Origin of the sequence: Pseudomonas asuensis (assembly GCF_014646755.1) — a bacterium.
GTDB lineage: Bacteria > Pseudomonadota > Gammaproteobacteria > Pseudomonadales > Pseudomonadaceae > Chryseomonas > Chryseomonas asuensis.
The window spans coordinates 222,381-235,715 of the sequence record NZ_BMNW01000007.1; the positions used below are offsets into that span (position 1 = coordinate 222,381).

The 13,335-nt window shown below is 53.1% G+C and carries 13 protein-coding genes; 4 read left to right on the forward strand and 9 right to left on the reverse strand.

Features of this window, described 5'->3' with window-relative positions:
* The first annotated feature begins 416 nt into the window (after positions 1-416).
* Both quiC and IEX86_RS16320 read left to right on the forward strand, forming a co-directional pair.
* Positions 417-2,327 carry a 3-dehydroshikimate dehydratase QuiC gene (gene quiC / locus IEX86_RS16315; RefSeq protein ID WP_188867195.1) on the forward strand — a complete coding sequence of 637 codons (1,911 nt, stop codon included), beginning with the start codon at positions 417-419 and terminating at the stop codon, positions 2,325-2,327.
* 96 nt (positions 2,328-2,423) lie between these two features.
* The gene (locus IEX86_RS16320; protein ID WP_188867196.1) at positions 2,424-3,098 is read left to right on the forward strand and encodes a TetR/AcrR family transcriptional regulator; all 675 of its coding nucleotides are present in this window, start codon (positions 2,424-2,426) and stop codon (positions 3,096-3,098) included.
* A 62-nt stretch (positions 3,099-3,160) separates the two neighbouring features.
* Here the strand turns inward: IEX86_RS16320 and IEX86_RS16325 are convergent, their stop codons facing one another.
* The 6 genes from IEX86_RS16325 to aroQ all read right to left on the reverse strand — a co-directional run bounded on the left by IEX86_RS16325 (position 3,161) and on the right by aroQ (position 8,831).
* Complete coding sequence (locus tag IEX86_RS16325) at positions 3,161-4,174, reverse strand: TRAP transporter substrate-binding protein (RefSeq protein ID WP_188867197.1); 1,014 nt, start codon at positions 4,172-4,174, stop codon at positions 3,161-3,163.
* A gap of 47 nt (positions 4,175-4,221) precedes the next feature.
* Positions 4,222-5,502: a TRAP transporter large permease subunit gene (locus IEX86_RS16330; RefSeq protein ID WP_188867198.1), complete on the reverse strand. Its 1,281-nt coding sequence runs from the start codon at positions 5,500-5,502 to the stop codon at positions 4,222-4,224.
* Positions 5,502-6,050, reverse strand: coding sequence for a TRAP transporter small permease (locus IEX86_RS16335; protein ID WP_229685380.1), 549 nt, complete (start codon positions 6,048-6,050; stop codon positions 5,502-5,504). Before IEX86_RS16335 ends, IEX86_RS16330 begins: the two co-directional genes overlap by 1 nt.
* A 96-nt stretch (positions 6,051-6,146) precedes the next feature.
* Entirely contained in the window at positions 6,147-7,475 is a 1,329-nt protein-coding gene (locus IEX86_RS16340) for an MFS transporter (RefSeq protein WP_188867199.1), read from the reverse strand.
* Positions 7,476-7,517: 42 nt separating this feature from the next.
* Positions 7,518-8,369 (reverse strand): shikimate dehydrogenase, encoded by an 852-nt coding sequence (locus IEX86_RS16345; protein ID WP_188867288.1) that lies wholly within the window; start codon positions 8,367-8,369, stop codon positions 7,518-7,520.
* 15 nt (positions 8,370-8,384) lie between these two features.
* Positions 8,385-8,831, reverse strand: coding sequence for a type II 3-dehydroquinate dehydratase (gene aroQ, locus IEX86_RS16350; RefSeq protein WP_188867200.1), 447 nt, complete (start codon positions 8,829-8,831; stop codon positions 8,385-8,387).
* Between the two features lie 127 nt (positions 8,832-8,958).
* Between aroQ and IEX86_RS25430 the strand changes: the two genes are divergently transcribed.
* Complete coding sequence (locus IEX86_RS25430) at positions 8,959-9,093, forward strand: hypothetical protein (RefSeq protein ID WP_268239869.1); 135 nt, start codon at positions 8,959-8,961, stop codon at positions 9,091-9,093.
* A gap of 131 nt (positions 9,094-9,224) precedes the next feature.
* Here the strand turns inward: IEX86_RS25430 and IEX86_RS16355 are convergent, their stop codons facing one another.
* Together IEX86_RS16355 and IEX86_RS16360 are read right to left on the reverse strand one after the other, a co-directional pair.
* Positions 9,225-9,713, reverse strand: a complete 489-nt coding sequence (locus tag IEX86_RS16355) for a DMT family transporter (RefSeq protein WP_188867201.1) — start codon at positions 9,711-9,713, stop codon at positions 9,225-9,227.
* A 10-nt stretch (positions 9,714-9,723) separates the two neighbouring features.
* Positions 9,724-10,152 carry a DMT family transporter gene (locus tag IEX86_RS16360; RefSeq protein WP_188867202.1) on the reverse strand — a complete coding sequence of 143 codons (429 nt, stop codon included), beginning with the start codon at positions 10,150-10,152 and terminating at the stop codon, positions 9,724-9,726.
* Positions 10,153-10,238: 86 nt separating this feature from the next.
* Here IEX86_RS16360 and IEX86_RS16365 point away from each other — a divergent pair, with 86 nt between their 5' ends.
* Positions 10,239-11,186, forward strand: coding sequence for a LysR family transcriptional regulator (locus IEX86_RS16365; RefSeq protein ID WP_188867203.1), 948 nt, complete (start codon positions 10,239-10,241; stop codon positions 11,184-11,186).
* Positions 11,187-11,676: 490 nt separating this feature from the next.
* Here IEX86_RS16365 and mqo read toward each other — a convergent pair whose 3' ends face one another.
* On the reverse strand, positions 11,677-13,308 hold the full coding sequence (mqo, locus tag IEX86_RS16370) for a malate dehydrogenase (quinone) (protein WP_188867204.1): 1,632 nt from the start codon (positions 13,306-13,308) through the stop codon (positions 11,677-11,679).
* Positions 13,309-13,335 lie beyond the last annotated feature (27 nt).

A 13,335-nucleotide genomic window follows, 5' to 3' on the forward strand; every position in this document is an offset into this window, starting at 1 on the left:
CAGCTGAACCCACCTTTTGCCAAGCGCTTGAATCCATCTGAGCTCAATGCCCCCATCACCGCATTGCCACAAAAAGAAGAATAAATAACAGAGGAGCAATTTCGATTATAAACGTACTGGTTAGTTAACCGATTTGACACTATGGTTTGGACAGCTCCAATTGTTATGTAACGCTGGGTTTGCCTGCCTGGAGGTCTGTTTTCTGGTTAAGTTGACAGTAAGAGCATAGCTATCACTTCTGTTCGATTATCGAACAAAAATTAACTGTTTAGTACAAAATGGGTGTGGGTAGAGGCACTATGGAAGGGGTACATACCTAAGTCCAATACTTATTGCAGCTGTAGGCACAAAGCAAACCGGTTCAAGCGAGCAAGACCGCCTGGGCCCCACAATATGCCTGCCAAGAGGAGCTGACCATGCAGCGCTCGATCGCCACGGTTTCCTTAAGTGGAACCCTGCCTGAAAAACTGGAAGCCATTGCCGCCGCAGGCTTTGATGGTGTGGAAATATTCGAAAACGATCTGCTCACCTACGGTGGAACGCCACGGGAGGTGCGTCGGTTGTGTGCCGATCTGGGGCTTGCCATCACCTTGTTCCAGCCCTTTCGTGATTTCGAAGGATGTCCACGTGATCGGCTGACGCGTAACCTGGACCGGGCTGAGCGTAAGTTCGACCTCATGCAGGAATTAGGCACTGATTTGATCCTGGTGTGCAGTAACGTAGCGGTCGACTCGTTAGGCGAGGAATCCATTCTGGTAGATGACTTACATTTACTGGGCGAGCGTGCTGGCGCACGTGATATGCGAATAGGGTATGAAGCCCTGGCCTGGGGGCGACATGTCAAAACCTGGCAGCAGGTCTGGTCGATCGTGCAAAAGGTTGATCATCCGAGCGTTGGCGTGCTGCTAGACAGTTTCCACACGCTGTCACTCAAGGACGACCCTGCCGGTATTGCCACTATACCGGGCGATAAGATCTTTTTTGTGCAAATGGCCGATGCGCCATTACTTCACATGGATGTGCTGGAGTGGAGCCGTCACTTCCGATGTTTCCCTGGGCAGGGCGAATTTGACTTGGCCGGTTTTCTTACGCCTATCCTTCGCTCGGGTTATACCGGTCCGCTGTCGCTGGAAGTATTCAACGACGGCTTCCGTGCCGCACCTCCGAGAGCTAACGCCGCCGACGGTTTTCGCTCCCTGCTTTACCTGGAAGAGCAGACCCGTAAACGGCTGACGAGCGAACAGCCTGCCAGCACGGCCGCATTAGATCTGCTGTTTGATCCAGTGCCGCCGCTTGAGTTTGACGGCATTGAGTTTCTGGAGTTTGCGGTAGACGAGCCGCTTCGTGCAGAGCTGACGCAGTGGTTGACGCGTCTGGGCTTTAGCCAAACGGGAGCGCATCGCTCCAAAAACGTTACCTTGCTGACACAAGGAAGCACTCATCTGGTGCTCAACGCCGAGCCTTATTCATTTGCTCATAACTTTTTTGAGGTTCATGGCCCCTCATTGTGTGCCAAAGCGCTGCGGGTCAGCGATAGCGCCAAGGCCATAGAACGTGCATGCCAATATGGCGCCCAACCGTATCGCGGCCTTGTTGGGCCAAATGAACGTGAGATTCCTGCTGTGCGAGCACCGGATGGAGGCCTTATCTATTTTGTGGATTCAGGCGCAGAGGGACGCTCAATCTACGAAAGTGACTTCAATCTGGGAGCATCGGTATCGGCAGAGAGTCTACTGAAAACGGTTGATCACGTAGCCATGGCGCTACCGGCGGAAAGCCTCGATACCTGGGTGCTGTTCTACAAGAGCCTGCTCAACTTTAAAGCAGACGACGAGGTTGTCCTGCCGGATCCTTACGGTCTGGTTAAAAGCCGTGCGTTGCGTAGCCCCTGTGGTTCGATACGGATGGCGCTCAATATTTCGGAAAACCGTAATACGGCTATCTCCCGAGCCTTATCAAGTTACCGTGGTTCAGGCGTTCATCATATTGCGTTCGACTGCGACGATATCTTTGCAGCCGTGGCCCACGCCAAAGACGCCGGTGTGCCCTTGCTGGAGATTCCGTATAACTACTACGACGATCTCTCAGCGCGTTATGGCTTTGATGATGACTACCTGAGCCGGCTGGCTTACTACAACGTGCTTTATGACCGAGACGCCCAGGGAGGCGAGCTGTTTCATATCTATACGGAGCCCTTCGCCGACCGCTTCTTTTTTGAAATCCTGCAACGTAAAAACAGCTACAGCGGTTATGGTGCAGCCAATACGCCGGTCCGCCTGGCTGCTATGGCGCAGGCGCGCAGCCGCAAAACGGCAGGGCGGCTCTGATAGGGAGGCCACCCGCTGTATGGCGTGGCCTCTACCTTAATTCAATAACAACAATTACCATAAGGTCTTCGAACTTCGCCAATGACAGAAATAATAATGGCTGCCGAATCCTTGAGCTCCGATGCTGTAAAAGCGCAGTCTATTCCCCGGCTGCCACGCAAGAACAACCCTGAAGAAACCAAGCAGGAGATTCTCCTGGCGGCTGTTGCCGAGTTTGCAGAAAACGGCCTGAGCGGGGCGAGAGTCGATGCCATTGCCGAACGTACCCGAACGTCAAAGCGGATGATCTATTACTATTTCGAAAGTAAGGATCAGCTCTATTCCGCAGTGCTCGAGAAACTCTATGGTGAGATTCGTTCAACCGAGTCCCAGATGCACCTGGATGAGCTCGAACCTGTAGATGCTATCAGGCGGCTGGTCGAGTTCACGTTCGATTACCACGATCTGAATGTGGATTTCGTAAGGATCGTCTGCATCGAGAATATCCATCAGGGAAACTACATTCGTCAGTCAGAAGCCATTACCTCGGTCAACTCGTCGATTGTCGAGACAATTTCGCGCATTCTGAAACGAGGTGCCGAGGAGGGTGTTTTCCGTAAAGGGCTGGACCCACTTGAAGTACACATGATGATGAGCTCGTTCTGCTTCTACCGGGTCTCCAACCGTTATACCTTCTCATCGATCCACCAGATCGATCTGACGGATGAAGGCAACCGGGAGCGGCATAAGGAACTTATTTGTGATGTGGTACTGCGGTATGTCTGCACTTAGCCGATAAGCGTGGCAAAACCGCTGCATTATGCTAAGCAGCGGTTTTGGGCCAAGGCCTTTAGCTATTGGGGCTTGCGTGTTTTTTGCACCTCGTCGTCCAACAGCTTTATCAATGTGGGATCGACATCTTTTGCCAGCTTTTCAATAACAGGCTTGGTTTTCTCGCGGAACCGATCCATCTCTTCCGGTGTGATTTCATTGACGGCCATGCTGCCTTTCAAGGTCTGATAAGCCTTCTCCTGTGCTTCTTCGGATACCTTGCGCTGATAGGCCTGAGCTTCGGCAGCCGCTTCGGTAATGAGCTTGCGCTCGTCCTCGTTCAGCTTGTTCCATGACTTTTCGCCAATGATGAATGATTGTGGGTTGTACACATGGCGTGTCACCGAAAGGTACTTCTGTACCTCATAGAACTTACTGCCCAGGATGACCGTATTGGGGTTTTCCTGCCCATCTACGGTTCTTTGTTCAAGGCCGGTATATACCTCGGGGAAGGGCATCGGTACGGGGTTGGCCCCCAGCGTGGAAAACGTTTCCAGATAGCTGGGTGACTGAATGACGCGAATCTTCAGGCCCTGTAAGTCTTCCCAACGGGTAATCGGTTTTTTGCTATTGGTTACGTTGCGAAAGCCCAGATCCCAATAGCCCAGGGTATGCAATCCTTTGCTTTCCAGCCGTGTGGCCAGCGCCTGACCTACCGGACCATCTATTACCTGCTGGGCCTCTTGAGCATTATTGAACAGGAAGGGAAAGTCGAGAATGGCAAAGTCCTTTACCTGTGCTGCCAGGATGCCGGCGTTTAGTACGGTCAGGTCCAGTGTCCCACCCTGAATGGCGGAGACGGTCTGAAGATCGCCTCCTAGCGTACCACCCGGGAAGAGCCGTACCTTGATTTTGCCATCGCTCTTTTTCTTTACGAGGTCCGCAAATTTCTGCGCACCCTGGCCTTGAGGGTGTTCCTTCACATTCTGGAAAGCAAATCGCAGGGTTTGACTACGGACTTCAGCCGCTACCGTGCCAGCGTACAACAGGCCTACTGCACAGGCAGTAGCCAGAACTGTTTTAATCATCTTCATCATGAAAACTCCATCTTGTTTTTGTTGTTTGCAAAACAGGGTGCGAATGTTTAACCAGCCAGCAGCTTCATGGGACCTGTTACCAGAACCGGGAAAGCAACCAGCAAGAGCAAAACCAGCAGCTGCGCCAGGAGGAATGGCCAGACACCGCGGATGATTTCATTCATCTGGATGCCCGAGACCCCACATACGACGTTCAAAACGGTTCCTACAGGCGGCGTGATCAGGCCGATGGCCGTGTTGATCAAAAAGAGCACACCGAAATACACCGGATCAATACCGGCCTGGATGACTGTTGGCATCAGCACTGGCGTCAGGATGAGAATGGTAGGGGTCATATCCATAACGGTACCCACCACAATAATCAGCAGCATGATCATCAGTAGCAGGAGTGTGGGATTGTCCATGAAGGGGTCGAGCAGATCGACCAGCTGGCCGGGCAGGTCAGCTATCGTTACCAGCCAGGACGATACCATTGCGGCTGCGACCAGCAGCATGACGACCGACGTGGTCTTTGCAGCGCTCAGTATGAGTGCATACAGGTCACTTAGCTTGAGCTCCTTGTAGATGACCGTTGCCACAAACAGGGCATAGACCGCCGCAACCACCGCGGCCTCGGTTGGTGTGAAGATGCCAAACTTCAAACCGAAGACGATGATCAAGGGCAGGCCCAGTGCCCAGCTTCCCTCCATCAGCGCGCTGGCGATCTCTCGGCGTGAGCGTTTGGGGGAGGTCTCCACCACTTCTTTGCGGGCTATCCACCACCAGGCGATGGCCAATGCAGCGCCCAGCATGAGCCCAGGTACGATACCGGCCAGGAACAGCTTGGAGATGGATACACCTGAGGCAACGCCAAAGATAATAAAACCGATACTGGGCGGAATGATCGGCGCGATGATACCGCCCGCTGCGATCAAACCAGCTGAGCGCTCACGGCTATGTCCGGCCGACACCATCATGGGCACCAACAGCGCAGCCAGGGCCGCCGCATCAGCTACGGCAGACCCGGAAAGGGAAGCCAGAAGGCACGAGGCAATGATAGCCACATAGCCCAGCCCGCCTCGCTTGTGGCCGACCATGGACATAGCGATGTTCACGATACGGCGAGAAAGCCCGCCTGCATTCATGATCTCCCCGGCAAGCATGAAAAAGGGCACTGCCATGAGCGGAAAGCTGTCTGCACCGTTGAGTAGGTTCTGCGCAATGATCTGCGCATCGAACAAATCCAGGTAATACATCATCGCCGCGCTGGCTACGAGCAGCGCAAAGGCGATCGGCATGCCAATCACCATGCTGCCGATCAGCGAGCCAAGAAACACGGAAAGAATCATCAGTTGATCTCCCTGGACGCTGTCTGCTGCAGAGGCGGGACGGCGCCTTGCTTCTCGATTGCGGGAGACGACAGCCTGGAAGGCAAGGGAAGAAACAGCGCAGCATAAAGCTCGTACAGCATGATGCCGACAGAGGTGATGCCAAAGACGAGTCCTGCTGAGTAGAACACCGCCATCGACAATCCTGAAGCTGGAGCCACTACGTCCTTATTGATGACCGCCTGCTGCCAGCTGCCCTGAATAATCAGCCACAGGATGTACAGAACAATCAGGTGCGAAACAGTGAGGCATAGGCGTTTACCACCCGCTGGCAATGCGGCGAGCAAGCTGCCCATACCAATGTGCGAGCGCTCCTTGAGGCCGATGATGGCACCTAGAAACACCATGAAAACGAACAACCAGCGGGATAACTCTTCCGATACGCTGATACCTGAATTAAATGCGTACCTTAAAACAACATTTCCGAAGACTAGCGCCACCATGCCAAGCATGCACAGCACCAGTAGAAGTTTGATAAAGCGAAAGTACAGGTCTATTACGTTTTTCATGACCATGCCTTTAGGTTTCTCTGAGTTGTTGTGTTTGTTTTGAATCACGAGAAACAGCAACAGCAAGGCTTTGGGCGCATTCCTGCGCCGTGCCTCTTAAAGCTCGATACGTTTCACCTCCCCGAGAATGAAGATGTATGAGAACGCGCCAATTAGTGCAAGAACGCCGATAAAGAGCAGCGCACCTACAAACGAGCCTGTTGTTGCGACGATAAAGCCGACTACCAGCGGTGTGATAATGCCGGCCAGGTTAGCCGCCAGGTTGAAGATGCCGCCTGTAAGTCCCATGAACTTCTTTGGCGCTATATCGGAAATAACGGCCCAGCCTAGACCCACCATGCCCTGTCCAAAGAAGGCAATGGACAGGATGGCGATCACCAGCGTGTCATTGTCGACATAATTTGCGGCGATAATGGTGGAGGCCAGCAACAGACCGGTAATGATAGGCAACTTGCGGCCCACGCTGGCATTACCGGTGCGTTTGATGATCCAGTCAGATAACCAGCCGCCAAACATCACGCCAATGGCTGCTGCAATGAACGGTAGTACGGCAAAAAAGCCCATTTTTACCCAGCCCATGTGGCGCTCGGTGGCCAGGTAAGTGGGAAACCAGGTTAAAAAGAACACCAACGTGGCGTTGCCGGCAAACTGGCCAATACAGGCTCCCCAGATCTGGCGATACTTCAGTAATTGGCTGACATTGCTCCAGCTAAACGGAACATGCTCCTGGGACGGAGCCGTCAGGCCACCACCAGCCTTGATGTAATTCCGTTCCGCCTGATTCATGGACAGGTCTTCGTGAGGCTCGCGATAACGCTTCCACCACAGCAGACCAAAGGCGATGCCAATACCACCAATGATCATGAACAATGCACGCCAGCCGAAGTGCGCAAGGATCATGAAAAGAACCGGGCTGAGAAAGGCCAGCCCAATGTACTCGCCAACGGTGTAGATGCTTGTAGCCCGGGCACGTTCTTGCTGTGGAAACCAGGTGCTGACTACCCGGCTGTTGGTGGGAAAGCATGGTGCCTCAGCAAAACCCAGCATCAGACGCAGCCCCAGCAGGGTATAAAACCCTGAGGCAAATCCATGTAAAAGTGTGGCGAATGACCAAGAGGTGATTGAGGCGAAGTAGGTGAACTTCGAGCCGAACCGGTCAAGGAAAACACCGCCCGGGACTTGGGCTAAGACGTACGTCCAGGAAAAGGCAGAAAAGATCAGGCCCATTACCGCCGCATCTATTCCCAGCTCCTGTGTCATCACGGGTGCCGAGATGCCCAGGATGGTGCGGTCCAGATAGTTGATCATCGTGCCAACGGCGAGCAACGCGAGAATAACGAAACGCGCGCGGGTCGGCTTTTGTGTAGCGGTTGCCGTCTGCGAGCGGCCTTGTACCATTTGGCCTGATTTACTATCAACATGCATTGTTATTGTCCTGTATCGCTTGGCACACAATAGAGAGGCTCGTCAGTTACCCAGGCTGGCGAAATGCGCTTGCATTCTCTGGGCGTCGGCTTCTTGCCCGGTAAAGAGTTCAAAAGCCTTTACTGCCTGGAAGACCGCCATGCGGCTTCCGTCGAGCGCTTGGCAGCCGATCTCGCGGGCATGCTTGAGCAGCTCGGTTTCAAGCGGAAAGTAGATGATCTCTGCTACCCACAGCTCAGGACGGAGCAGCTCGGCAGGCAAGGGCATGCCGGGTAACTTGGCCATGCCCACTGGCGTCGTATTGACCAGCCCTTGAGCCGCCTGCATCGCTGCCTTCAGGTCTATTCCAAGGCGCGCGCGGTTATGGCCAAAAGTAGCCCTGAGGTTGTCTACTAGCGCCTCGGCCTTTTCTGTCTCAACGTCAAAAACAGTCAGCTCGCCTACCTGCTCACGTAACAGGGCATGGGCAACAGCCGCACCAGCTCCCCCGGCCCCCATTTGGACGACACGCTCGCGGGAGACGTCCGGTAAGCCACGGCGAAAACCTTCGGCAAACCCAAGGCAGTCAGTGTTATGGCCTATGCGTTTGCCACCTTTAAGGACAACGGTATTAACGGCCCCAATGCCAAGCGCTTCCTCTGAAAGCTCGTCCAGCAGCGGGATAACCGCTTGCTTGCAGGGAAATGTAATATTCAAACCAGTAAAACCCATGCGCTCGGCTGCGGTTAGCAGATCAGGCAGGGCAGAGGCCTCAAGGCCCAAGGCATCGAGATCAATCAGCCGATACAGGTAACGGATGCCCTGCGCATCGCCCTCCTGCTCATGCATGGAAGGGGTACGGGAAGACTGAATACCGGAACCGATCAAACCGGCCAGAACAGAAGGGGAGGACATATCAGGCATGATGGTTTACTTCTCAGGCTGGAAGAGTTGAGCGAAGTACTCGATGGCCATGCGATAACCCGTCACGCCGAAACCGCATAGGACGCCTACAGCGATAGGGGAAACATAGGAGTGATGCCTGAAGGTTTCGCGCTGATGGACGTTGGAGAGATGAACTTCCACCACTGGAAGCGCCACGGCTGCCAGTGCATCACGCACCGCAACCGAGGTATGGGTCCACGCTGCCGGGTTGATGACAATGCCGGCATGAACGCCCCGGGCGCCATGAATCCAGTCGATCAACTCGCCTTCATGATTGGTCTGGTGAAATCCTATCTTGAGGCCGAGTGCGTCTGCTGTTTGATGGCAGAGCTGAGCAACATCCGCCAGGGTCTCATGACCATAGACGTGTGGCTCACGGGTGCCCAGCAAGTTGAGATTCGGACCGTTGAGGATGAGTAGGGAGCAAGTCATCCCGAGTACTCCGTATTGTTTTTATGATGTGATGGCACGCTGAAGAACAAAGTGTACTAACTGGTTAATACAGTCAATCCACACAAGAGTACTGTTTTACTTTTTGTTCTTGAATAGGAACGAAATCATGCTGAGGTTAAACAGGATTTCTAAGTTAATAATGATAAAAATCAATAACTTAAAATCTAAGGATGGAAGTGAAAAAGAGTTTGCAGAAGATGCAAAGGATAGAGAAAAGCGTGCGGTTATCGTCCATGTATAAAGTGAAACGATCTTATGTCGCGCACCTTTCAGAAAGGCAGCCTTGTTGCCGGACGTGTTCTTCAGTAACGTAGGTAAAGCCGGGCAGATAGCAGAAGGTATCCATTGCGTAGATACCTTCTGCCAGCGGTATCAGGTGTAGTCCCCTACAGACTTCTGTTGAGCAGAGCGCTCCTTCTGGCGGTTGCTCTGGTAAATCAGTACCAGGGCGCCAAACAACAGCGCAACGGCGACCAGTCGAGAGATGTCCAGAGGCCGCTCAGTGTTACCCAGCCAGGCAAAGTGATCGATCAGAAGACTCATCAGGAGTTGGCCGGTGATTACGGCTACCGTCGCAGCAGCTGTGCCTACACGAGGAATGGAAAACACCATGGCCAGCATATACACAACGCCAAACAGAGCGCCGATCAATTGCCATTTAGGCGCCGTAAAAAGCGTCATGGCCTGTGGGGGTTCAAAGAAAAACACCAGCAAAAAAGTGAGCAGAGCGCCGCTGGTAAAGGTAAGCCAGGCGCTTTCAAGCACTCCGACCTGCGCGCCCAGTCGGCCATTGATGGAAGATTGGGCACTGAGCACGGCACCGCTACCCAGTACGGCGAGAAGAACCAGAAACTGCAGCATATTGTATACCTCAGTGAATCAGCCAGAGAGCAAGCAGGATCAAAGCAAAAGCCAGCACGCGATACAGGTCGACAGGTCGGCGTGTACTGCCCAGCAAACCGAAATGATCAATAACCAGACTGGCGCCCACCTGGCCACACAAAATGCCAACCATGGTCATGCCGACGCCAATAAGGGGCGTTGCAACGGTTAGCACAACCACATAGACAGGACCCAGGATGCCTCCAATAAGCAGCCAGCGAGGTTGGCTGAAGAGCTGGCTCATTTTGGGGCGTGCGAAAATCAGGGCAAATGTCAGCAGAGCGGCGCCAACCAGAAAGATCGAAAGGGTGGCTGAGAAATGACCGACCTCCCCTCCAAGGGGTCCTAATAGACCAGCCTCCATCGAAAGGCCCATTCCAGCAATCAGTACTACTAGCAAGATCAGAGCGTGTTGCATGTTCATCCTTAGGAAAAAACAATGCGTTACGCTAATAAGTTGTCATAATTAGAACAATCGGCTTCCAGACAAATAACTATTGTTCTATGAGCAACTCTCCCTCCATGCTTGCCTTGCGATTGTTCGTCAGGGTGGCTTCGGTCAATAGCTTTACACAGGCTGCTGCCGACTTTGATCTGCCTGCTTCGTCCGTCTCGCGTCATATCTCTGCACTTGAAGCGACGTTGGGACAGCGGCTTCTTTATCGACATACCCGAGCGGTTCGGTTGACCGAAGCAGGGGAGCGCTATTATCAGCAGGTTCGGGAGGCACTGCTTCAGCTGGACATGGCGGCAGAGCAGGTCGGCGGTGAGACTGCAGAACCACAAGGCACGCTTCGACTTAATGCTGCCGTAGCCTTGGGCCGTCTGCACCTGGTCCCGTTACTGGTGGAATTCCAACAGCGTTATCCCAAAATAGAAGTAGAGCTGACGTTAACGGATGCGTTTATCGATCCTGTACAAGAAGGTGCTGATATCACGTTTCGAGTAGGTCGCCTGGAGGATTCGAGCTTGGTAGCACGCAGCCTGGGAGAGCAACGGTTCATGGTATGCGCTGCACCGGCTTACCTGAAGAGGCAGGGTCTGCCACAAGCTCCGGACGATCTTGAGCATCATAACTGCCTGGTCTACAAGGGCATACGAGGGATGCGCCAGTGGTATTTTCGCTCTGCCAAGAACTCGCCATTTCGCGTCTGTCAGGCCAAAGGTAGCTTTCGAAGCAACAATGCCGAGTGCCTCCTTGAGGCGGCCATCATGGGGGAGGGCATTGTGCTGTTTCCTACATGGCTCGTGCATCAAGCATTAAGCAGTGGTGCGCTGATACCGATCCTGACCGACTGGGAGGCTTCAGAAGATCTCGACACTCATGCAGTGCATGTGATCTACCCTGAGAACCGTATGCGCTCAGCCAAGGTTAAGGTTTTTTTGGAATTTCTTTTCAACCATATCGGCCAGCCACCCTATTGGGACAGTTGCTTGCCGAATGAACATTGAGCGTCCTTGATGGAAATACTCGCTTATCGCCATGCTTCTACCGGAAGCTTTAGCGCGAACCTACAGAAACTACCTGGGGCATCGGATCTTAAAGGCAGGTGCGAAGCTGTTAACCCGCTATCTACCGCTTCAAGCTTCTTAAAGGATTTGGCAATACAGCGTTGCTGGCCAGCAACCTAACGCAAGACGCTCTGCAATGCCCTTTCGGCGTAAAAATGATTTTTAACCGAACTCGTCCACTCTTCGTCTTACCAACCTCATAAGCGTACTTTGTTAAGGCTTCAAACAAGGTTTCCAAGATGAGCAAAGATGATATCGAGTTCGTGGCGTCCTGGTTGGGACTAATTCTTTTTGCGCGTATCGTGCTGTTCAGTCTGGGGTACGGGTAAGTGCCGATATTCCACGACACGGCGCTATGCTCTGGCATTACGAACCGCTATAAAAACGGCGCCCGTAGGCGCCGTTTTTCCAAACCGAGAGAAGCGAGCTATTAAAGCGCTGCTGTCTTCGCTTCGGCTGGCTTGTCTTCTTCAGCCTTGCTTTCAGAGGTCGCCTGCTGGGTAGCCGTCGCGTCTTTAAGCTGAAGTATATTCGCCGTGTAGCTGCGAACTTCCTTGATCAGCGGGGCATTGTTATCCAGCGACTGACCGTAGGAGGGAATAATTTCCTTAAGCTTGCTCTGCCATTCCGGTGTGGCAACCTTATCCTTGAATACCTTTTCCATCAGATGAAGCATGATGGGAGCGGCTGTCGAGGCGCCAGGGGAGGCACCTAGCAGAGCAGCAACGGAGCCATCCTGCGAAGAAACCACCTCAGTGCCGAACTGCAATATGCCATTGCCGTCTGCGTCTTTCTTGATGATCTGTACGCGCTGGCCCGCAGTCCAGAGTTTCCAGTCTTCTTTGCGTGCATCCGGATAGTACTCTTTCAGTGATGCGAAACGGTCTTCATCAGACTGCATCAACTGGCCCATCAGGTATTTAACCAGATCAAAGTTGTGCATGCCGACCTGCATCATTGGCCAGGTATTGTGGCTGGTCATGGAATGCATCAGATCCATCAGCGAGCCATTCTTCAGGAACTTGGTCGAGAAGGTTGCGAAGGGCCCGAACAGAATGACGCGCTTGCCATCCAGTGTACGGCTATCGATATGCGGTACAGACATGGGCGGCGAGCCCACAGAGGCCAAGCCGTAGGCTTTTACGGAGTGGCGATTCGCAATCTCCTGATTTTCAGTTACCAGGAACTGACCACCGACAGGGAAGCCAGCATAACCATTTGCCTCAGGAATACCGGTTTTCTGCAGCAGTGTCAGAGAAGCACCGCCTGCACCGATGAACACGAACTTGGTGTTTACGGATGTTTCCTTGCCGCCATTGGCCAGGTCTGCAACCGTTACTTTCCAGGTATTGTCGGGGTTGCGCTTGATATCACGAACTTCGCTGTTAACCGATAATTTGAACTGCGGATGTTTCGAGAGAGAGCCTGCAAGCTGGCGGGTGATTTCACCAAAGTTAACGTCAGTGCCTACGGGCATCCAGGTGGCAGCAACCTTTTGGGAAGGGTCACGGCCTTCCATGATCAGCGGCGCCCACTGCTTGATCTGGTTATGATCTTCTGAATACTGCATGCCTGCATACAGGGCATTCGCCTTCATCGCCTCATAACGCTTGTGCAGGTAGTTAACGTTGTCGTCACCCCAGACAAAGCTCATGTGCGGCGTGGTATTGATAAAAGACCTGGGGTTTTTCAACACACCATTTTTGACCTGGAAAGACCAGAACTGGCGAGAAATTTCGAAGCCTTCAGTGATTTTTGGAGGCTTGGTGACATCGATGCTGCCATCCTTGCGTTCCGGTGTGTAGTTCATTTCTGCAAAGGCAGAATGGCCTGTCCCGGCATTATTCCAACCGTTGGAGCTTTCTTCAGCTACCTTGTCCAGACGCTCATACATATTGATCGTCCAGGTGGGCTCAAGCTCTTCCAGGTAGGTGGCCAGAGTAGCACTCATGATACCGCCACCGATCAGTACAACATCGACAGGGGCATTATCATCGGCCCAGCTTTGTCCGGACATCGCGAACATGCTGGAGCACAGGGCAGCGAGAACACGCTTTTTCATGCAGATTTTCTCTAATTAGGTGTACAA